The 20,600-nt window shown below is 65.2% G+C and carries 23 protein-coding genes; 11 read left to right on the plus strand and 12 right to left on the minus strand.

Annotation, left to right across the window (positions count from 1 at the left end):
- Positions 1–9 precede the first annotated feature (9 nt).
- The gene (locus tag AB6M95_RS08800) at positions 10–1,047 is read right to left on the minus strand and encodes a T6SS phospholipase effector Tle1-like catalytic domain-containing protein (RefSeq protein WP_371386364.1); all 1,038 of its coding nucleotides are present in this window, start codon (positions 1,045–1,047) and stop codon (positions 10–12) included.
- 192 nt (positions 1,048–1,239) lie between these two features.
- Between AB6M95_RS08800 and AB6M95_RS08805 the strand changes: the two genes are divergently transcribed.
- The 4 genes from AB6M95_RS08805 to AB6M95_RS08820 all read left to right on the plus strand — a co-directional run bounded on the left by AB6M95_RS08805 (position 1,240) and on the right by AB6M95_RS08820 (position 4,216).
- On the plus strand, positions 1,240–1,650 hold the full coding sequence (locus AB6M95_RS08805) for a PaaI family thioesterase (RefSeq protein WP_371386365.1): 411 nt from the start codon (positions 1,240–1,242) through the stop codon (positions 1,648–1,650).
- Entirely contained in the window at positions 1,651–2,064 is a 414-nt protein-coding gene (gene ruvX, locus AB6M95_RS08810) for a Holliday junction resolvase RuvX (protein WP_371386366.1), read from the plus strand. It begins immediately after the preceding gene.
- Positions 2,040–3,104 carry an endolytic transglycosylase MltG gene (mltG, locus tag AB6M95_RS08815; protein ID WP_371386367.1) on the plus strand — a complete coding sequence of 355 codons (1,065 nt, stop codon included), beginning with the start codon at positions 2,040–2,042 and terminating at the stop codon, positions 3,102–3,104. The genes ruvX and mltG overlap by 25 nt, the downstream gene beginning before the upstream one ends.
- Before the next feature lie 80 nt (positions 3,105–3,184).
- A complete protein-coding gene (locus AB6M95_RS08820; protein ID WP_371386368.1) occupies positions 3,185–4,216 on the plus strand; it encodes a Ppx/GppA phosphatase family protein in 1,032 nt (343 codons plus the stop codon).
- A gap of 10 nt (positions 4,217–4,226) precedes the next feature.
- On the opposite strand, the gene lepB is transcribed toward AB6M95_RS08820, so the two are convergent.
- The 6 genes from lepB to AB6M95_RS08850 all read right to left on the minus strand — a co-directional run bounded on the left by lepB (position 4,227) and on the right by AB6M95_RS08850 (position 8,833).
- Entirely contained in the window at positions 4,227–5,075 is an 849-nt protein-coding gene (gene lepB / locus AB6M95_RS08825) for a signal peptidase I (RefSeq protein WP_371386369.1), read from the minus strand.
- Positions 5,076–5,092: 17 nt separating this feature from the next.
- Positions 5,093–6,211 (minus strand): threonine synthase, encoded by a 1,119-nt coding sequence (locus AB6M95_RS08830; protein ID WP_371386370.1) that lies wholly within the window; start codon positions 6,209–6,211, stop codon positions 5,093–5,095.
- Positions 6,208–6,615 carry a RidA family protein gene (locus tag AB6M95_RS08835; RefSeq protein ID WP_371386371.1) on the minus strand — a complete coding sequence of 136 codons (408 nt, stop codon included), beginning with the start codon at positions 6,613–6,615 and terminating at the stop codon, positions 6,208–6,210. Before AB6M95_RS08835 ends, AB6M95_RS08830 begins: the two co-directional genes overlap by 4 nt.
- A gap of 64 nt (positions 6,616–6,679) precedes the next feature.
- Entirely contained in the window at positions 6,680–7,699 is a 1,020-nt protein-coding gene (locus tag AB6M95_RS08840; protein ID WP_371386372.1) for a glycosyltransferase, read from the minus strand.
- Between the two features lie 4 nt (positions 7,700–7,703).
- On the minus strand, positions 7,704–8,621 hold the full coding sequence (locus tag AB6M95_RS08845; RefSeq protein WP_371386373.1) for a PP-loop family protein: 918 nt from the start codon (positions 8,619–8,621) through the stop codon (positions 7,704–7,706).
- Between the two features lie 14 nt (positions 8,622–8,635).
- Entirely contained in the window at positions 8,636–8,833 is a 198-nt protein-coding gene (locus AB6M95_RS08850) for a hypothetical protein (RefSeq protein ID WP_371386374.1), read from the minus strand.
- Between the two features lie 209 nt (positions 8,834–9,042).
- Here AB6M95_RS08850 and AB6M95_RS08855 point away from each other — a divergent pair, with 209 nt between their 5' ends.
- From AB6M95_RS08855 to AB6M95_RS08880, 6 genes are all read left to right on the plus strand, one after another.
- Positions 9,043–9,414, plus strand: coding sequence for a response regulator (locus AB6M95_RS08855; protein WP_371386375.1), 372 nt, complete (start codon positions 9,043–9,045; stop codon positions 9,412–9,414).
- A 185-nt stretch (positions 9,415–9,599) separates the two neighbouring features.
- Entirely contained in the window at positions 9,600–10,568 is a 969-nt protein-coding gene (locus tag AB6M95_RS08860; protein ID WP_371386376.1) for an HD-GYP domain-containing protein, read from the plus strand.
- A gap of 74 nt (positions 10,569–10,642) precedes the next feature.
- Positions 10,643–11,284, plus strand: coding sequence for a site-2 protease family protein (locus AB6M95_RS08865; RefSeq protein ID WP_371386377.1), 642 nt, complete (start codon positions 10,643–10,645; stop codon positions 11,282–11,284).
- Positions 11,285–11,311: 27 nt separating this feature from the next.
- A complete protein-coding gene (gene trpS / locus AB6M95_RS08870; RefSeq protein WP_371386378.1) occupies positions 11,312–12,301 on the plus strand; it encodes a tryptophan--tRNA ligase in 990 nt (329 codons plus the stop codon).
- A gap of 67 nt (positions 12,302–12,368) precedes the next feature.
- Complete coding sequence (locus AB6M95_RS08875; RefSeq protein WP_371386379.1) at positions 12,369–12,797, plus strand: FKBP-type peptidyl-prolyl cis-trans isomerase; 429 nt, start codon at positions 12,369–12,371, stop codon at positions 12,795–12,797.
- Between the two features lie 77 nt (positions 12,798–12,874).
- Positions 12,875–14,050, plus strand: a complete 1,176-nt coding sequence (locus tag AB6M95_RS08880; protein WP_371386380.1) for a pyridoxal phosphate-dependent aminotransferase — start codon at positions 12,875–12,877, stop codon at positions 14,048–14,050.
- 123 nt (positions 14,051–14,173) lie between these two features.
- Here AB6M95_RS08880 and AB6M95_RS08885 read toward each other — a convergent pair whose 3' ends face one another.
- A complete protein-coding gene (locus tag AB6M95_RS08885; RefSeq protein WP_371386381.1) occupies positions 14,174–14,788 on the minus strand; it encodes a hypothetical protein in 615 nt (204 codons plus the stop codon).
- Between the two features lie 151 nt (positions 14,789–14,939).
- Between AB6M95_RS08885 and AB6M95_RS08890 the strand changes: the two genes are divergently transcribed.
- A complete protein-coding gene (locus AB6M95_RS08890) occupies positions 14,940–15,239 on the plus strand; it encodes a late competence development ComFB family protein (protein WP_371386382.1) in 300 nt (99 codons plus the stop codon).
- A gap of 75 nt (positions 15,240–15,314) precedes the next feature.
- Here the strand turns inward: AB6M95_RS08890 and AB6M95_RS08895 are convergent, their stop codons facing one another.
- From AB6M95_RS08895 to AB6M95_RS08910, 4 genes are read right to left on the minus strand one after another with little or no spacing between them, the layout of a single operon-like run.
- Positions 15,315–18,488, minus strand: coding sequence for an efflux RND transporter permease subunit (locus tag AB6M95_RS08895; protein ID WP_371386383.1), 3,174 nt, complete (start codon positions 18,486–18,488; stop codon positions 15,315–15,317).
- A 10-nt stretch (positions 18,489–18,498) separates the two neighbouring features.
- A complete protein-coding gene (locus AB6M95_RS08900) occupies positions 18,499–19,569 on the minus strand; it encodes an efflux RND transporter periplasmic adaptor subunit (RefSeq protein ID WP_371386384.1) in 1,071 nt (356 codons plus the stop codon).
- Entirely contained in the window at positions 19,569–20,081 is a 513-nt protein-coding gene (locus AB6M95_RS08905) for a hypothetical protein (protein ID WP_371386385.1), read from the minus strand. The genes AB6M95_RS08900 and AB6M95_RS08905 overlap by 1 nt, the downstream gene beginning before the upstream one ends.
- Positions 20,082–20,090: 9 nt before the next feature.
- A complete protein-coding gene (locus AB6M95_RS08910) occupies positions 20,091–20,570 on the minus strand; it encodes a MarR family winged helix-turn-helix transcriptional regulator (RefSeq protein ID WP_371386386.1) in 480 nt (159 codons plus the stop codon).
- Between the last annotated feature and the right edge of the window lie 30 nt (positions 20,571–20,600).

The raw sequence follows: 20,600 nt of genomic DNA on the forward strand, positions 1-20,600 counted from the left end.
TCCCCGGCCCTAGGGTTTCGGCCCCAGGATGCGCCCCAGGTTCTCCGGCTTGTAGGACGGGTCCTCCCGATACTTCCGCTCCAGCGAGGGGTGCAGGGACTCGCACGTGTTGTCCGCCCGCATCACCTCGCGGTGGTGCGGCGCGACGACCTTGTAGAACCCCTTCCACGATTCGTGGCGCCGCGCCATGGGGTCCGGCCGGGGCCCCGGCCTGAACGGCGAGAACTCCAGCCCGCAGGACTTGGCCTTGTCGATCATCCACTTCAGCGGGATGTCCGACAGTCCGGTCTGCGGGTAGCCCCCGCCCACGTCCGAATGCACCCCGGCGAACCAGACCTGCTCCAGGGTCTGCCCCTTGGGCGCGGGCTGGTCCTGCACCCACAGGCTGGCCTTGAAATGCCTGCGCTTCTCGTCCACGGCCAGGGCCTGGAAGGCGTTCTCGATCTTGGAGCTCAGCGACAGGTCGTGGAAGGTGTTGCGGCGGCTCAGGGGGCTCTTCAGCCAGGCGGGGTTGCCCAGGGCGCCGACCGTGTCCCAGACCCCGATGAACTTGATCGGGGTGACGTCCTCGAAGGCGTAGGTCTTGCGGAACAGCACGGCCTCCCGCGCCCTGGGGTGCGAATCCTGGGCCCGGGAACGGTACAGCTTGTAGGCCATGCCGATCCTGTCCAGGTTCTCGGGGCAGAGCAGCCCGGAGTTGCGGATCAGCCCGGCCAGGCTGCGCGCGGTGAACGCGCCCCGGCTGAACCCGAAGAGATACAGGTCGTCGCCCGGCTCAAAGACCGAGGAAAGATACCGGTAGGCCTCCCGGACGTTTTTCGACAGCCCGGTGCCCGTTGCCCCTTCGAACACGCGCCGGAGCCTGGTGCCGCTGGCCCCCACGCCGGGGTCGTAGAACATCTTCTGTTCCACCCCGTCCTTGCCTTCCCGTTTGACGGCCTCGGCCATGCGCACCACGTTGGTGGCGCAGGATACGCCCTCGCTGGTCGTGTCCGGCGAATTCCAGGTACCGTCGCAAAAGATCGCTATCCGCTTCCTGTCAGCCATATGTCCTCCCCGGCTTGCAGTGAACGCACACGCCGAATTCATACACCCGATACAAATTATGCGTCAAACCGATATAACAAAAAATAACCTCGGCCGTGACCGGGGTTATTCCCCGGCGGCCGCACCCGGCCCTTGACCACGGGCGGCGGGCATGCTTTTTTGTCTCAGTCATTCACGCGCCGGAGGAGGCCCATGGACAGCCAGGACATACGACGACTCTTCAACGAGAAGAACCGGTTCGCCGCCCACGCCGGGGTGGAGATCGTGGATATTTCGCCCGGCGCGGCCGTCTGCCGCATGGACGTGCGCGACGAGCACCTGAACCCCTTCGGCACGGTCAACGCGGGGGCCGTCTACACCCTGGCCGAGACCGCCTTCGGCGCGGCCGCCAACGGGCACGGCAATGTGGCTCTGGCCGTGAACCTGTCCATCGCCTACCTCAAGCCCGCCACGGGCAGGCGGCTCACGGCCACGGCCACGGAGCTGTCCGCCGGGGGCCGCATGGCCACCTACTCGGTCCGGGTGACGGACGAGGCGGGCGCGCTCGTCGCCGACGTCCAGGCCATGGGCTACCGGACCAAGACCCCGCTGGAGGACGTCTAGGTGCGCGCGCTGGGCATCGATTTCGGGCTCAAGCGCGTGGGCCTGGCCGTCAGCGACCGCACCGGCACCCTGGTCTCGCCGCTGAAGACCATCGAGCGGACCACGCGCCAGGCGCTCTTTGACGAACTGACCGAAATCATTCATGATGAGGCCATCGAGGCCGTGGTGGTCGGCCTGCCGCTCGCACTCGACGGCGAGGACACCCTGACCACCCGGCAGGCCCGCAATTTCGCGCAGAGCCTGGAGCGGAGGATCGAAGCGCCCGTCCATCTCATGGACGAGCGGCTGACCTCGGCCCAGGCCGAAGAGGAACTCAACGCCGCCGGACTGTACGGCGCCAAACGCAAGGCCGCCCTGGACAGCCAGGCCGCCGTGGTCATCCTTCGCTCATGGCTCGATTCCGTTACTTCCTGATTGCCTCGGTCCTGCTGGCGGTCCTCGCCGGGCTCGGCGTGGCCGGCTACAAGTGGTACAAGGCGTGGCAGGAGGAGCAGTTCCTCAAGACCGCGCCCGAGACGCCCGGCCGCGAGGTCCTGTTCCGCGTGGAGCCGGGCCAGCTGTTCACCACCGTCGCCGCCAACCTCAAGAGCCAGGGCCTGATCACCGACACCCGCCGCTTCTACCGGCTGGCCGTGCGCACGGGCAAGGGCTCGGCCGTACGCGCGGGCGTGTTCAGGCTGTCCACGGGCTGGGTGCCGGAGCGCGTCCTGACCGAACTGACCTCGTCCACCGGGGTCATGCGCCGGGTATCCGTGCGCGAGGGGCTGACCTGGTGGCAGACGGCCAAGGTCATCGAGGAAGCGGAGCTGGGCGATGCGGACGGCTTCGCCAAGGCAGTGGCCGACCCCGAACTGCTGGCCGGATTCGGCATCAAGGCCAAGGACGCCGAGGGCTACCTCTTTCCCGAGACCTACCTGCTGACGCCGCCCAAGGACCACCCGGCCCGGCACATGGCCGAGGTCATGATCCGGGAGTTCTTCAAGAACGCGCACAAGGTCTGGCCCGAGGGGCTGCCGCCCTTCAAGGAGATGCACCGGGCCGTGATCCTGGCCTCGCTGGTCGAGAAGGAGACCGGCGACGTGACCGAGCGGGCGCGCATCGCCGGGGTGTTCCGCAACCGGCTGAAAAAGCACATGCTCATCCAGTGCGACCCGACCATCATCTACGGCCTGGGCCCGGACTTCGACGGCAACCTGAAAAAGAGCGACCTGACGGACCGGAACAACGCGTACAACACCTACGTCCACTCCGGCCTGCCTCCGGGCCCCATCTGCTCGCCCGGCCTGGACTCCCTCATGGCGGCGGTCCATCCCGAGAAGCACGATTTCCTCTATTTCGTGGCCAAGGGCGACGGCTCGCACCAGTTCAGCCGGACCCTGGAGGAGCACAACCGGGCCGTGCGCAAATATCAGCTGCAGCGCAACCGCTCCACCTACCGCTCCACCAAGCAGTGACCCATTATGTCTTGCATTGCGAACCCACCCTTTTTTCTATAGGTTACACCGGTAAGCGTAACAGGTGACATTGGGGGGGAATGATGCGTTCGAGATGGAACTTCGCATTGCTGGCCGGGCTGTTCCTGTGCCTCTGCATGATCTCGCCGTCCTCCGCGCAGGACGCCACCGTGGTCCGTCGCGCGGCCTTCGACGTCGGCGCGGCGGCCATCAAGTGCATCATCGCGGACGTGGACATCTCCACCGGGCTCATCGTCAAAACCGTGGACACCCTGTCCGAAAAGGTCGATTTCGCCGAGGACCTGGCCCGGTCCTATGACGGCAACCTGAGCAAGGAAGTCATGGCCCAGGGCATCAAGACCCTGGAAAAACTCAAGGCCGTGGCCGTGGAGAAGAACGCCCTGGAATACTCGGCCGTGGGCGGCCGCATCTTCCAGAAGGCCCAGAACGGGCGGGCGTATTTCGTGCGCATCCGCCAGGAGACGGGCATCCCCTCGCGGGTCATCTCCGAACAGCAGGCGGCCATGCTCAGCTACCACGCCGTGCGCCAGGAACTGGGCGACAAGGCCCACGACCTCCTGGTCTGGGACATCGGCGGCAACTCCATGCAGATGACCATCCGCAAGCCGGACGGCGGCCTGCTCTTCTACATCGATCCCATGGCCTCGGTGGCCTTCAAGAACGTGGTCATCCAGACCATCCAGCGCAAGGACATCGGCACCACGGTCAGCCCCAACCCGGTCAGCGCCGACGAGGTGGAGCAGGCCCTGGCCTACATCCAAGCCCACGCGGCCATGACCGTGCCCCTGTACATCGCCAACAGGGTCTCGCGCCCGGACCTGACCGTGGCCGGCATCGGCGGGGTGCACTACTACTCCGTGCCCGAGGTGCTGGGCGGCCGCAAAGACGTCTACACCCGCGACGAGGTGGCCGCGGCCCTCAAGAAGTGGACCGGCAGGCCGGACAAGGATTTCGAAAGCGAATACGCCGAGAGCCGCCTGACCAACCTCATCCTGGTCCTGGGCTACATGGACGCCCTGGGCATCAGGGAAGTCCGCCCGCTCAAGATCAACCAGGCCGACGGGCTGTTCGCTGCCCGCGAATTCTGGTAGGCCACCCCGCCTAACGCAGGGGCGCTCCCAATCTGTCCGCCCAGTCGGGGGCGTTCATGTCGCCGGGGAAATAGATGTACCCGGCCCTTCCGGTTATCTTGTCCCTGGGCACCGGCCCGAGCCAGCGCGAATCGAAGCTGTCCTCGCGGTTGTCGCCCATGAGGAAATACTCGCCCGCCCCAAGGGTGACCGGCCCGAAGATGTCGCGCACCGGAAGGTTGCCCTGCCGGGTATAGCAGACGTAGGGCTCGCTCAGGGCGGCCCCGTCGACAAAGACCTGCCGCGCCTTGATCTCCACGGTCTCGCCGGGCAGGCCGACGATCCGCTTGACGAAGTCCCGGCCCCGGGTCTCGGGCATGCAGAAAATGACGATGTCGCCCCGCTTCAACGCATCCTCGGGCTCCAGGACCTCGACCATGAAGTGGTCGCCCACCCGGATGGTCGGCAGCATGGAGGCCGACGGCACCTCGTAGGCCTTGAAGAACCAGCCCTTGACCACCCGCTCGAAGGCCGCGCCCGAGCCGAGGCTGACGGCCAGGCAGAGGAGATATATCCACCACCGATTGCACGGCTTGAACGTGTACCCCGACGACTTGCGCGCCGTGGCGAAGGCCTCCCCGGCCACGAACAGGTTGTAGCCGAGCAGGATGGACACGCACAGGAGCATGGCCGCGAAATCGGCCCAGAACAGAACCATGACCAGGGCCACGAGCAGTTCGGCCAGGTAGAAGCCCGCGCCCTTTTTCCACTGGCCGTTGTAGACCTGGCCCAGGCCCACGGCCGCCAGAGAGAGGACCAGGGCCAGCCACGGGTTGCGGGGCTTGGCGACAGCTGCCGCCGGAGCGTCGATGTCGGCCATGGAATGCATCCTCCCGGTCAGTCGCTGACCAGCTTGTGCAGTTTGTCGCCCACCTTGAGCCCGTGCCCGGTGAACATGGTCACGATGGTCTCGCCCGGGGCGGCGTCTCTCGCGTACTGCGCGGCGCCAGCCGCCACCGCCGCCGAGGTGGGCTCGATGCAATACCCCTTGCGGCCCGCGTCCCGGAAGGCGGCCAGGATGTCCTGTTCGGACACGGCCAGGCAGGTCCCACCGGTGTTGCGCACGGCCTCGAGCATCTGCTGGCCGCGCATGGGCAGCCCGATGGCGATGCCCTCGGCCAGGGTGGGTTCGGAGATGGCCGCGTCCACGGTGTCCGCGCCCGCCGCAAAGGCCGCGCACAACGGCGCGCACCGGGCGGACTGCACGGCCACCAGCCGGGGCACGCGCTCGATGAGCCCCATGTCCCGGAGCTCCCGGAAGCCGATGTGCGCCCCGAGCAACAGGGTGCCGTTGCCCGCGGGCAGGACCACGGTGTCCGGGCCCTTCCAGCCGAGCTGCTCGACCACCTCGTAGGCGAAGGTCTTGGTGCCGTGGAAAAAGAACGGATTGTACACGTGGCTGGCGTAGTAGTGGTCCCGCGCCGCCGCCATGCACGCGGCGGCCGTGTCCTCGCGGGAGCCGGGCACGGGTTCGAGCTCGGCCCCGTAGAGTTCGATCTGGCCGAGCTTGCCCGGCGAGTTGTCGGCGGGCACGAATATGCGGCACCGGATGCCCGCCTTGGCCGCGAAGGCCGACACGGCGCAGCCCGCGTTGCCGGACGAATCCTCGACCACGTCGGTCACGCCGATGTGCGCGGCCATGGCCATCATGACCGCCGCGCCCCGGTCCTTGTACGAGCCGGTGGGAAAGAGCTGCTCCTGCTTGACCAGCACGCCGCGCCCGCCCAGCTCCACCTCGACCATGGGGGTGAACCCCTCGCCCAGCGTCAGCTCCGCGCCCTCGGGCACGGGCAGGGCCTCGCGGTAGCGCCACAGGGTGGCGGGCCGCCCGGCCACTCGATCCGGGTCGAGGCGCGGGGTGAAGTCCAAATCCAGCAGCCCGCCGCAGTCGCAGCGCCAACGCGGGACCATGACGTCGAAATCCAGGCCGCAGTCGCGGCAGACGAACCGAGTCATGCGCCCTCCCCCCCGGTCTCCTCGACGGCGTTCACGGCGGCCACGCACTCGATCTCCACCAGGAAACCGTAGTGCAGCTCGCGGGTCGGGACCACGGCGCGGGCGGGTTTGTGCTCGCCGAAGAACTCGGCGTAGACCGCGTTGACCCGGCCCCACAGCTCGATGTCGGCAATATAGCAGGTGCATTTGAGCACCCGGTCGCGGCCGGAACCGGCGGCGCGCAGGACCGCGTCCACGTTGTCCAGCGCCTGCCGGGTCTGTTCCTCGATGGTCCCGAGCCTGCGCTCGCCCGTGGCCGGGTCCACGGCGAGCATGCCCGAGACCCAGACCAGGCCGCCGTGCACGACGCCCTGGGAATAATGCCCCGCCGGGGGCGCGCAATCCGGTGTGGATACGAACTTCATGAGCACTCCTTGTCTGGATCAACCGTGCCAGATTCCGAGTGAAATGGCTAGACTGGGGGAGAAATCAGGCGGCCGGAATGTAGTCGCGGCCAAGTCGGCCGCCGCGCGCTTCGAGGAACTCGGCGATCTCCCCCCGCGCGCCCCGACTGGCCACGTACGGGACGCAGAATCCTTCGCCCGGACCGGGGAGCTCGGCGCGGTCGCGGACCGGCAGGCCGTGGACCACGTGGCCGATCTTTTTCGGGTCCACGTCGTAGTAGGCCGCGAACTCGATGCCGTGTTCCAGGAGCAGGTCGGCCCGCTTGCGGGTGATCCGCCCCGAGCCGAGGATGTGGACCACGGGGTGGTGCGGGTTGTTGCGCTTGAGCCAGCGGGCCAGGTACTCGGTCTTGACGCGGTAGAAGGCGTCCACGTCGTAGCGCGGATGGGTGCGCGACAGCCGGTCCGGCGGATCGTTCCAGACCAGCAGTTCGGCGTCCGCCTTCATCATCCGCACCCCGCCCTCCAGCCAGCGCAGGAGCAGGTCGTAGTCCTCGGGGAAGTCGCCCTCGCGGTACGGGCCGTGCCGCTCCAGACAATCGCGCCGGAACATGATCGACGGGTTGGGCACCGGGAACTCCACGAACCGGTTCAGGCTGATGGCCTCGTGGTCCAGGAGCGTGTTGGTCCAATCCACGTAGTGGGCGTACCCCCGGCAGGTCCGGCGGCAGCCGCCGAAGCGCACCCGGCAGCCGACCAGGCCGACGCTCCGGTGGGCGTCGAGCAGCCCGGCCTGGATCGCCAGGCGGCCCGGCAAGGCCTCGTCGTCGGCGTCCATGCGGGCGATGTACCGCCCTTTCGAGGCCTCGATGGCCGCGTTGGCCGCCTGGATGACCCCGCCGTGGGGCATGGACAAGACACGGACGCGTCCGTCCCGGCGCGCGTATTCGGCCAGGACGGACGCGGTGTCGTCGGTCGATCCGTCGTCCACGGCCACCACCTCGAAATCCGCGCCCTCCTGGGCCAGGAGCGAATCGAGCGCCCCGGCCACGGTGCCCGCGCAATTGTGGCAGGGCATGGTCACGGAAATTTTCGGGGTGGCCACGGGACTACTCCGCCTGGGCCTTGCTCTCGCGCACGGCCGCCCTGATGCGGCAGACCGAGCAGACCTCGGCGCTGGTGGGCGAGCCGCACTCGGTGCACGGCGCCAGTTTCGCGCCGGTCTCCTTCTCCACCTGGGCGAAGGCCGGTTTGCCTTTCTTGAGGAAGGACTGGTAGAACTGGAACTTCTGGCCCGGGCTGCGGTGCTCCAGCTCGCCCCACAGCTCCTTGTGCCCGGTGAAGCTGGCCCCGCCCGCGTACGGGCAGGGGTCGGAATGGATCTCAATGCCCTTGAGGAAGGCGTAGTTGGCGGTCTCGAACTCGCTTAGGCGGAACAGGGGCTTGACCTTGCGCACGAACCCTTCGGACGCGGGCAGGACCGGGCCCTGGTCGGACAGGTAGGCCGTGTCCCAGCGCAGGGTGTTGGCGAACAACCGAGCCACCTCGTCGTCCAGGTTGTGGCCCGTGGCCAGGACGTCGAAGCCCTCCTCCACCGCGATGCGGTTGAAGTGGTGGCGCTTCAGCTTGCCGCACACGGCGCAGACCGGGCGCTTGACGTGCTCCTTGACGTCCGGGATGGGCAGCCCCCAGGCGGCCATCTCGAAGACGCGCAGGGGCAGTTCGTTCCTTTCGCAGAAGTTCTCGACCTTGTTGCGGGCCTTGTCCGACGAGTTCGGGATGCCCAGGTCGATGTGCAGGCCGGTCACGTCGTACCCCTGCAGTTTCAGTTCGAGCATCAGCGCCAGGGAGTCCTTGCCCCCGGACAGGGCCACCAGGACCCGGTCGTCATGGGTGAACATCTTCTCCCGGCGGATGGCCGTCTCCACCTGCTTGGTGAAGAAGAGCGGATAACAATCCGCGCAAAAGCCGGAGTGATGGCTCGGCAGGGCCACGTGGGCCGTCTTGCGGCAGCGGGTGCATTTCATATGATTATCCCCCCCTAACCGGCCGAGGTGACTTTGCGGACCAGCAGTTCGTCGCCGTGGAAGAGCATGCGGTCCGAGGTGAGCAGTTCGCCGTCGCGGACGACGATGGCCATGGTGGAACGGAGCCGCAATTTGTTCAGCACGGCCAGCACCGAGCGCGTGTCGTTCAGCTCGATGCGCTTTCCGTCCGGTTCCAGATTGACAATGATCATGGGTTATCTCCTTTGCCGCAGGTCATTTTGAGGGCCAGCGGCTGCGGCGGACAGTACGCAGATTGGCGTCCGAGTTCAAGTTTTGCCCGGCACGCCGCCTGCGGCGGGGAGGAAAGGCGATTATCTGCCATTAATTTCAAAACCGCTGTTGACCCTAAAGCGCTATATCGCCTATGCTCGTATTAAGGGCTAATTCCAAGGAGGAAGCCATGAGCAAACCTAAAATTCTCGTAGTCGACGATGAAAAGCATATCCGCATGCTCTACCGGGAAGAACTGGAAGCGGACGACTACGTGGTCGCCACTTCCGACGGGGAAGAAGACATTCTCGACGTCATCGCCAGGGAAAATCCGACCATCGTCATTCTGGATATCAAACTGGGCGTCAACCGCTCCGGTCTCGATCTGTTGCAGGAAATCCGCACCAAGGATCAACAGATTCCGGTCATTCTTTCGACGGCCTACGACTCCTTCCAGCATGACCTCAAATCCATCGCGGCCGACTACTACGTGGTCAAATCCGTGGACCTGACCGAGCTGAAGGACAAGGTCCGGATGGCCTTGAACAAGGCCGGCGTCTAACATTTCTCCTTCATGCTCACTCCGAACAAGGGCGTCCTCCCGCCACGGGAGGGCGCTCTGCTTTTTGGCGGCCCGCAAAGGGCCTGCGGCTATCATTGACAACCGGGAAGTTTCATGGATACCTGAAATCATTCCGGGAAGAGGCGGCGGGGTCCCCCACCGGACCGGCAAACAGGAAGATGTCCATGGCCCAACTGACCAAGGCTGAATATTTCCCCATCTCACCGCTCATCCTGCGGCCGGACTTCAAGGTGCCCTTCGACATTTTCCTGCGCCACGACGACAGCTACGTCCTGTTCAACGCCAGCGGGCGGACCCTGACCAAGGCCAAGCGCAAGGAACTGGCCCTGGCGGGCATCGTGACCATCTACGTGGACAAGCGCTCCCGCAAGCTCTACCACAGCTATATCCAGGCCAACCTCATCGAACTGCTCGAGGACGAGTCCATCTCCCTGCCCGAACGGGCCCAGGCGTGGACCAACGCGGCCTCGGCCCTGTCCAAGGAGCTGTTCGAGACCAACCTGCCGGGCCCGGCCTTCAAGAAGCGCTACGTCCGCTTCCAGGAACTCATCCGCAGCAGCACGTCCTTCCTCAAGTCCCCGGCCCCGCTCAAGAACCTGACCAAATTCATCGGCAAGGGATACGAGACCTACCACCACGGCATCTCGACCATGGTCTACGCCGTGAACCTGATGCAGGAATACAGGTTCGAGGACGAGGACGTCCTGGCCTGCGGCATGGGCGCCCTGCTCCACGACATCGGCCAGGTCGGCATGGACGAGACCCTGCTCAACGCCGACCCCGAGACCATGGGACCGGCCCAGCTCCAGGCCTACGCCATGCACCCGCTCATTGGAGTGCGCGTCTGCGCCAACTTCGACCTGCCGATCATCGCCACCAACTGCATCCTGTTCCACCACGAGCGTATCGACGGCAAAGGCTACCCCACCCAGGCCTCGGGCGAGGAAGTCCCCCTGCCCACCCGCGTGGTCGCCCTGTGCAACCGCTACGACAACCTGACCCGCAACCGCCCCTACCGACGGGCCATCAAGCCGTTCGACGCCCTCAAGGCCCTGACCGACGACAAGGGGCTGGTGGAGCCGGACATGATCAAGCGATTCATCAAGCTCCTGTCCCGCGCGGAGATCGTGTAACAACCGCCGGTCCGGGCGGGTCCGGGGGTCGAAATCCCTTGCCGCCCTGCCCCGTTGCATGGTAGCCGCTCCTGATGTTCAACATCACCGCACAGGACATCCAGGTCTACCTGACCCTGGCGCCGGGCCTGCTCGTCGCCCTGGTCTTCCACGAGGTGGCCCACGGCTACGTGGCCTACCTTCTGGGTGACCCCACGGCCAAGTCCGCCGGACGGCTGACCCTGAACCCCCTCAAGCACCTGGACCCCATCGGCACCCTGGCCTTCTTCTTCGTCCATTTCGGCTGGGCCCGGCCCGTACCGGTCAACGCCCGCTACTTCAAGGACCCGCGCAAGGGCATGATGTTCACCGCCATGGCCGGACCGGGCATCAACTTCATCCTGGCCGCCCTGTTCGCCGGGGCCTTCCATCTCATGTCCATGTTCGGCCTGAGCCCCCGGAGCGCCCTCTACGCGGTGGCCTACTACGGGGTCTTCGTCAATCTCATCCTGGCCGCCTTCAATCTTTTGCCCATCCCGCCACTGGACGGCAGCAACGTCCTGGCGTACTTCCTACCCCCGCGAGCCGCCTACAAATTCATGTCCATGAGCCGCTACGGGTTCATCATCCTCATCGCCATTATCCTGCTCGGACGCTATACCGGGCTCGACATCGTCGGCCGGGTGATAGTCCCCCTGGTCCAGGGCATGGGCTCCCTGCTCGGCGTGCCCCTCTAACCTTCTAACCGCAGACCACACTTCATCATGAGCGAAAAACAACGAATCCTCTCCGGCATGCGGCCCACCGGCCCCCTCCACCTCGGCCACTACTTCGGCGTCATCGCCAACTGGCTGAAGCTCCAGGAGGAATACGACTGCTTCTTCTTCGTGGCCGACTGGCATGCCCTGACCAGCGAATACGCCGACCCCACCCGCATCAAAGGGTTCATCCCCGGCCTGGTCAAGGACTGGGTGGCCGCCGGACTGGACCCGGAAAAGTGCTCCATCTTCCAGCAGTCCCAGATCAAGGAACACGCCGAGCTCAACCTGATCCTGTCCATGTACACCCCGCTGGGCTGGCTGGAACGCTGCCCGACCTACAAGGACCAGAAGGAACAGCTGGCCCAGAAGGACCTGAACACCCACGGCTTCCTCGGCTATCCGGTGCTCATGTCCGTGGACATCCTCATGTACAAGCCCCTGGCCGTGCCCGTGGGCAAGGACCAGCTGCCGCACCTGGAACTGACCCGCGAGATCGCGCGCCGGTTCAACCACATCAACAACACCGACCTGTTCCCGGAACCGGCGGACATGCTCACCGAGGAGCCGGTCCTGCCCGGCCTGGACGGGCGCAAGATGTCCAAGAGCTACGGCAACTCCATCATGCTCTCCGAGCCGCTGGACGAGATCATGCCCAAGGTCCGCGGCATGAAGACCGACGAGAACCGGCTGCGCAAGTCCGATCCGGGCGACCCGGACGTCTGCAATCTCTTCCCCTACCACCGGCTCATGACCGACCCCGAAAGGCTCCCCGAGATCATCAAGGGGTGCAAGGACGCGTCCTGGGGCTGCGTGGACTGCAAGAAGCTGCTCATGGAGTCGCTGGAACGGTTCCTCACGCCCCTGCACGAGCGGCGCGCCGCCTGCACCGACGAGAAGGTCCGGGAAATCCTGGAAGCGGGCAACGAAAAGGCCCGCGCCTACGCCGTGAAGACCATGGAAGAGGTCCGCAAGGTCATCAATTTCGACTTCTAGCCAAAAACGCGCTAGGGTGACTAAATCCACCCGGAGGACCGGGCAAAACCACCATCCAGGAGATTCTATGACTGCGCAGAATGGCAGCACCGTAAAAGTCCATTACACCGGCACCCTCAAGGAGGACGGCAGCCAGTTCGATTCCAGCGAAGGCCGTGAGCCGCTGGAGTTCAAACTGGGTGAAGGCATGGTCATCGCCGGGTTCGAAAAGGCCGTGATCGGCAAGTCCGCAGGCGACACCGTGACCGTCGAGATTCCGCCCGAGGAGGGCTACGGCTCCCCCAGCGAGGAACTGGTCTTCCAGGTCCGCCGCGAACAGCTCCCGCCCACCGTGGAGCTGGAAGAGGGCATCATGCTGGAGATTCGCACCGAGGACGGCCAGCCAGCCTATGTCCGCGTGGCCGAGTTCGACGAGGAGCTGGTCACCCTGGACGGCAACCATCCCCTGTCCGGCCAGACTCTGGTTTTCGACATCGAAATCGTTGAAGTAGCGTAACCGGCGACATTGTAGACAACTTTCCCCGCCTCTTGCTGCACCGGCGAGGGGCGGGTTTTCTTTTTGCGAGAGACGTCATGAGCATATCCGATCGTTGTTGCGGCATCACCCCGTTCCTGGTCATGGAGATCAACGAAAAAGCCGAGGCCATGGAGCGGGCCGGACAGTCCGTCATCCGCATGTGCGTGGGCGAACCGGACTTCGACACGCCCGAGTGCGCCAAGAAGGCCGCCTGCAAGGCGCTCGACGACAACCTGACCCACTACACCCACTCCCTCGGCATCCGCGAACTGCGCGAGGCCATCTGCGAGGACTATCAAAAACGCTACGGCGTGACCGTGGCCCCGGACAACATGGTCGTCACCCAGGGCACCAGCCCGGCCATGCTCGTGCTCTTCTCCACCATCCTCGAACAGGGCGACAGGGTCATCACCTCGGACCCGTGCTACGCCTGCTACGACAATTTCATCACCTTTGCCGGGGCCGAGCCGGTCAAGGTCCCGGTCTACGAGGACGACGGCTTCCAGTACCGCGTGTCCGCCATCCGCAAGGCCCTTGCGGAGAACGACCGGATCAAGGCCATCCTGATCAACTCCCCGGCCAACCCCACCGGCACCCTGCTCTCCGAGGAGCGCCTCAAGGCCATCGCCGAAATCGCCGAGGAGCACGGCCTGTGGGTCGTGTCCGACGAGATCTACCACGGCCTGGTCTACGAGGGTAAGGAACACTCCATCCTGGAATACACTGACCGCGCCTTCGTGTTCAACGGCTTCTCCAAGCTCTACGCCATGACCGGCTGGCGGCTGGGCTACCTCATCGCCCCGCCCAACTTCATGCGCACCCTCCAGAACCTCTGCCAGAACTTCTTCATCTCGGCCAACACCATGGCCCAGTGGGGCGGGCTGGCCGCGCTCAAGGAGGCCGGACCGGACGTGGAACGCATGAAGGCCACCTACAACAAGCGCCGCATCCACATGCTCGACCGCCTCAAGAACATGGGGCTGCCCGTCAGGCACGAACCTACCGGCGCGTTCTACGTGCTCGTCAACATGCGCCCCTACGCCGAAAAATTCGGCGGCTCCTCCCTGGCCCTGGCCTACGACATCCTCGAAAAGGCCCACATCGCCGTCACCCCGGGCATCGACTTCGGCCAGGGCGCCGAAGGCTACATCCGCTTCTCCTACGCCACCTCCATGGCCAACATCGAGGAAGGCATGAACCGGTTGGAGAAGTATCTGAAGGACTTCGCCTAGAAACGAGTCCTGGCGCGACGGGAGGCGGCTTCCGAGCGCGGAGGACTGAGCCGCTGTCGGGTGCTGCGCACCCGAATCGCTCCAAGAAAGATAGGCAACGTAGAGAGACGCTCCCCCTACCCACTACACCCTGATATCCAAACCCTTGTATGGGGCGGCGCCCGCTCCCACCACAACGCCGCCTTGGGAGAAGAGGGTCTGGGGGTTCATGTTGGTGGAGTACCACCAAGCCATGGCGTCGGTGGACAGGGGGCGGGTCATGTCCCGTTCGGACAGGCTGTTTCTGGCCGCGGCGGCGAGCTTGCCGAACTGGAGGGTCTGGCCGAGCTGTTGAACGCGCTCGGGGTTGGCCGTGAAATAGGCGTTGATCATGTCCTTGTCCGGGTGGTCGCCGGTGACCGTGGCCGAGCCCGCCGGGTCGTAGAGCAGGCGGAAGACCGTGGAGGTGTCCACGCCGAGCGCTTCGAGGTCGGCCTTGACCTCGTCGTTCCAGGTCTCGAGCAGTTCGCTGTGGCGGGCCTCGACGTCGGCGAAGGTCAGTTGTCCGGCGTCGTCGGACGCGGCGGAGGATAGCAGGTCGCGGAGATAGCCGCGCAGGACCGAACCCGAGGCGGGCGCGTCGTCCCGACGGCTTTTTGACTGTTCCGCGCCCAGGGGAAATTCGCTGTCCGAAGAGGATTTCCTCGGGCGTTGGTACGTGTACCCTTGTACAGCCTGTTCAATAGGTTGCGTCGCCATGATCCCTTCCCGCGCGGGCGTTGTACCGAATGGCCGCAGACGTTCTCCCTATATGTGTAGCATGAAATGTACCATTCGATTGCCAAGAAACGGCGATCAAGGTTAGTATGGGGCGACTCCTGAAAAACCGCCAACTACCGGGAGGAAACGGATGATGCTCAAGAAAACCATGAAGATCAACGGGGTGGACGTATCCAAGATCGTCAACCGCAACGAGCGGCGCGTGGCCGAGCTGGTCCCCCAGATCCTCGACGAATATTACAAAGACTATATCTTCGAGGCCCTGGACATCCAGGACATCTACGCCCTGACCCTGAACCTGCTTCCGGCGGCCTATGCCCAGGCAGGGTCCATCGTGCTCTCGGACCGCATCTCGGACTACGAGCTGCGCTCCCAGATCCGCAACGCGGTGGAACGGGTCCTGGACAACCCCACCCGAGCGACTGAATAGCGTTTAACAGGCAAGGAAAGCGAGCGGCCCGCCATGGCGAACATGGCGGGCCGTTTTTTTATCCGATGGGCCGGTCTAGGCCTCTTCTTCCTGTCGGCCGCCCTTTTTCTCCATGGGAATGATGAACATGAGCAGGGCCGGGATGACGAACACGGTGAAGACCGTGGACAGGGCCAGGCCGCCCAGGACCACCGCACCCAGGCCGCGATAGAGCTCCGAGCCGGGGCCGGGAGCCACGGCCAGGGGGAGCATGCCGAAGACCGAGGTGGTGGCGGACATGTAGATGGGCCGCAACCGCGTGCGGGTGGCGTCGAGCACGGCGTCCTTGTAGTCCATGCCCTGGTCGCGCACGTTGTTCAGCGACTGGTGGACGATGAGGATGGCGTTGTTCACGACCACGCCGATGAGGATGACGAAGCCGAGCATGGTCAGGATGTCCAGCGGCTGCGGGGCGATGAGCAGGTTTTCGAGCCGCAGGCCCATGAAGCCGCCCGCGCCCGCCAGGGGCACGGTGAACATGATGATCAGCGGGTAGATGAAGTTCTCGAACAGGGCGGCCATGAGCAGATAGGTGATGATCATGGCCAGGATGAAGTTCCACTTGAGCGCGTCGCGGGTCACGGTCAGCTTGTCGGCCGCGCCGGACAGACGCACGGACACGCCGTGCATGAGCCCGGCCTGCTCCACTTTGGGCAGAAGCTGCTGCTGGATGATCTCCATGGCGGACTGCAAGGGCATCTCCACCGGCGGGGTGACCTGGAGGGTGATGGTCCGCCTGCGTTCCAGGTGGCGGATCTGGGTCACGCCGTAGGTGTTCTCCATGTCGGCCAGAGAGGAGAGCGGCACGGCCCACCCGTCGGGGGTCGCCACAAGCTGCGAGTAGAGCTCCTCGGGCGTGGCCACCTCCTCGGCGGACGCCTTGAGCACCAGATCGATCTTCTTTTTGCCCTCTTCCTTGAAGTCGCCCACCTTCTTGCCGTCCAGAATGACGTCGATGGCCGTGCCCAGGTCCTCGGAGGAGAGGCCCACGGCCTTGAGCCGGTCGCGGTAAGGATGGAAGCGGACCTCGGGATAGAGCAGCTCCAGCGACGGGATGGGCCGGATCTGCGCGCCGTGGATGGCCTGCATGGTCATGCCGAACATGGCCCCGGCCGTAGCCACCAGCTGGTTCAGGTCGTCGCCGGAGAAGTCCACGTTGATGACGCGCCCCTCGCCCAGCCCCTGTTCGAAGATGGACGCCTGGAGGGACACGCCGAACATGCCGGGGATGGAGTTGATGATCCGCATGAACATGGGGATGAGCGCCCCCGCGTTCTGCTCCTGGGTGGAGATGACCCCGAACAGGTTGATGGTCGGCGCGGACACGTAGAAGAGTTCGTCCACGCCGGGCTCGCCGTTCACTTCCTTGCGGAACCGGGGCTTGACCTGGTCGAAGATATACTTGCCGATGTCGTCGCGCTCCTCAAAGGACAGGCCCGGCGGCGGGATGAGAATGTTCAGGATAAGATTGCGGTTGCCCTGGGGCAGGTATTCCATCTTCGGGAACATGGTCACGACCATGAGCACGGACACGGCGGTCAGGCCCAGGACGGTGATCAGCCGGGTCCTCCAGTTGTCGATGGCCCAGGCGAGTAGGCCGATGATCCAGTCGGACAGCTTGCCGCCGATCCGGGTCAGGGGGACCAGCGCGCGTTTGGCCAGGGACAGCCCGGCCGGGGTGCGCGGCCCGCCGGACGCGGCCTCGCGCTGCGTCTTGCGGTCCGCGATGCGGTAGAACTGGTTGGCCAGCATGGGGATGACCAGCACGGACACGAGCATGGACAGGGCGATGGCGCAGGTCACGGCGATGGCGATGTCCTTGAACAGCTGACCGGCCTCCTGCTCCATGAAGACCACGGGCAGGAACACGGCCACGGTGGTCAGGGTGGAGGCCAGGACCGCGCCCCATACCTCGCTGGCCCCGTCGTAGGCCGCCCTGAACGGCGACTTGCCCATCTGCCGGTGCCGGTCCACGTTCTCGAGGACCACGATGGCGTTGTCCACGAGCATGCCCACGGCGAACGAGATGCCCGCCATGGACACGATGTTCAGGGACCGCCCGGCGGCGGCGAACATGATGAACGCGCCCACGATGGACACCGGGATGGAGACGGCCACGATGATGGTCGAGCTGAAGGACTGGAGAAAGACGAACAGGACCACGATGGCCAGGATCGAACCGATGAGGATGTTGCGCTTGACCAGGTCGATGGCGCCGTTGATGTACGGCCGCTGGTCGTAGACCCAGTTGAAGCGCACGCCCTGCTCGGCCAGGGGCCCGTCATTGAGGTCCTGGATGACCTTGTGGACCTGGTCGGTCATGGTCAGGATGTTGGTGCCCGGCTCGGGCCGCACGCCCACGACCATGCCCGTCTCGCCGTTGTAGAGCATGGCCACCGTGTGCTTCTCGTTGCCGCGCGCCACCGTGGCCACGTCGCCCAGGGTGACGCGGTACTGGCCGGACGAGGAGATGACCACGGACTCGATGTCCTCCGGGGTCTTGAAGTCGGCGGGGGTGCGGATGCGGTAGTCTCGGCGGCCCACGCCCAGCGTGCCCGCGGACACGGACACGTTCTCGCTCTTGAGCACGTCGATCAGTTCGGTGGCGGTCAGGTTGTAGGAAGCCAGCTTGACCGGATCGACGATGACGTCCATCTCGTCCTCGCGGCCGCCGCCGATGAACAGCTCGGCCACGCCCTCTACGCGCTCGATGTACTGGCGGATGTCGTTCTCGAAAAAGGTCTGGTAGGTGGTCACGTCCCTGTCGTTGCCGGGCAGGGTCTCGAGAACCAGCCAGATGACCGGGGAGGTGGACGCGCCGGTGGCCGAGATGATCGGCCGGTCCACGCCGTCGGGGTATTCCGGCACCTCGTCGAGCTTGTTGGACACGCGCAGCAGCGCGCTGTCGATCTCGGTGCCGATCTCGAACTTGAGGGTCAGCTCGGTCCGGGCGTTGTAGTTGGCGCTCTCCATCTGGGTCAGGGCAGGAATGCCCTTGAGGACCTTCTCCTGCTCCTCGGCCACGTCGCGCTCCATCTCGTAGGGCGTGGCCCCGGTCCAGGTGGTGGTCACGGTGATGACCGGCTCGGTCACGTTGGGCGAGAGCTGGTACGGCAGGCCGAGCAGGGCCACCGTGCCGAACATGACCACGAGGATGACGCCGACCAGAACGGCGACGGGCTTGCGTATGGCGGTTCCGACGATATCCATTGGAAACCCCCTACGGCTGTTTCAAGGGTTGCGCGGCCACGGGCTGCTGCGGCTGGAGCCGCTCGTTGCCCTTGACGACCACGTCCATGCCCTCCTTGAGGGTCTTGGACTTGACCCCGGCCTCCATGCCCCGGTAGCCGACCACGTACACGGGCATGGGCTGCGCCTTGCCGTCCACTACGGCCCAGACGACCATCTGGCCCCGTGAGGAGATGATTGCGTCGCGGGGTACGATCATGGTCTTGCCGCCCACCCCCTTGGGCAGAACCACCCTGGCCTCCATGCCCTCGGCCAGGAAACCGTCGTTGTGCACGCGGATTTTGACCGGGAAGGTGCGGGTGGCCACGTCGCCCTTGGGAATGGCCGCGAAGACCGTGCCCGGCACGTCCCGCCCGGCGACCCTGACGGTCACCCCGAGCCCGGGCTTGACCACGCCGAATGCCTCGCGCGGGGCGTTGACCACCACGTCGAAGTCCTCGTCCGCGGCCAGGACGGCCACGGTCGCGCCCACGGAGATCCAGTCGCCCCGGAACGCCTTGCGCTCCAGAACCACCCCGTCGTAGGGGGCGCGGATGGTCTTCTTGCCGCGCTCGATGAGCAACCGGTTGAGGATCGCCTGGGCCGCGATCATCTTCTTCTGGGCGGACAGGGCGGACAGCCGCTTGGTGTCGTACTCGCCCTCGGCCACGGTGCGGCTCTTGTACAGCTTGGTGGTCCGCTCGTTCTCGAGCTTGGCCAGTTCGTAGTCGGCCCTGGCCTGTTCCAGGAGGGCGCGGGCGTTGGCGATGCTGCTGTCCAGGATGTCCGAAGACAGGGTCACCAGGGGATCGCCTTTCTTGACGCGTTGGCCGTCCTCCACGTCCAGGGACACGACCTTGCCCTCGACCTCGGCGGCCACGTTGGAAATTTCCTTGAAATAGACCGTGCCGATGAACTCGGTCTCGGGGGCCATGTCACCGCTGGTCACCTTGGCCGTGACAACGGGGGACGGCGGCCGCTCGCCCCCTTTCTGGGCAAACGCGGGGACGGACAGCAGGATCGCCAGGCAGACAATAACCGCACTCTCAAGGACTCTCTGCATCACTCACTCTTTTTGCGAAGATTTTTCCATGGCTTGAACACGGACACGAAGACCGTGCCCACCAGGACCGCAACCTGGACCAGCCCCCAGACGAAATTCATTCTTTCATTATACAGATACGCGACATCGTGCAGGGCGTCGATGCCGAGTTGACCGGAAATGTGCATCATGGCCCGTTCCCAGGGGCCGAGGCAGACCGTGCCGAAGACGATGGCCGACAGGGTGACCGCCCATTTGAGGATCACCCAGCCGTGCCGGAAAAACCCGAACCCGGTGAACAGGGAATAGGCCAGTCCGGTGAGCAGGCAGCCGAAGGCGCCGGGAATGACCACCACAAGCCCGTCCACGTGGTGGATGGCCTGGTTCATGCCGTAGAGCACGCCGCCGTCGGTCACCCCGGGCTTGAGGAAATAGAGCAGTATCAGGGCCACGCCGCCCCCGATCCAACAGGCGACCGCGCACAGGTGCAACCCCTTCAACCATCTCTGTCCCCGGGCCCCCAGCTTCGGCATGGCTCTCCCCTACTTCGGAAACGGCTCTTCCTTGAGACAGCAGGCCGCGTCCAGGTGGGGCTCGATAAGCTGCCACAGGACCCGCTTGCACACGGCATACTCCTCCGGGTCCACGTGCTTGACGATGTCCGCCCGGCTCTCCAGGACGATGTCGATGGTGAAGTCCACCAGTTCGCGGCCCTTGTCCGTGATGTAGATGTACTTCACTCGCCGGTCGTCGTCGCTGGATTCGCGGCGCAGCAGGCCGTGCTTTTCCAGGGCCGCGACCAGGCGGCTGACCCCGGTCTTCTCCTGGGAGAGCATGTCGCACAGTCTTCCCTGAGTCAGTCCGTCGGCCTTGTATGCCGGCAACAGGGCGCGCCACTGCTCCACCGTGATCTTGACGCCGGCCTCGGCGAAGCGGGCGGCCAGGTCGTTGGCGAAGACGCGGGCAACCTTCCAGGAGAGGAAGCCGATGGACTCCCTCGGATTCAGTCTATCAAGATTCATGGCGAAAGTTGTATCTGCAACAAAACCCGC

Origin of the sequence: Pseudodesulfovibrio karagichevae, assembly GCF_041414475.1 — a bacterium.
Lineage (GTDB): Bacteria > Desulfobacterota > Desulfovibrionia > Desulfovibrionales > Desulfovibrionaceae > Pseudodesulfovibrio > Pseudodesulfovibrio karagichevae.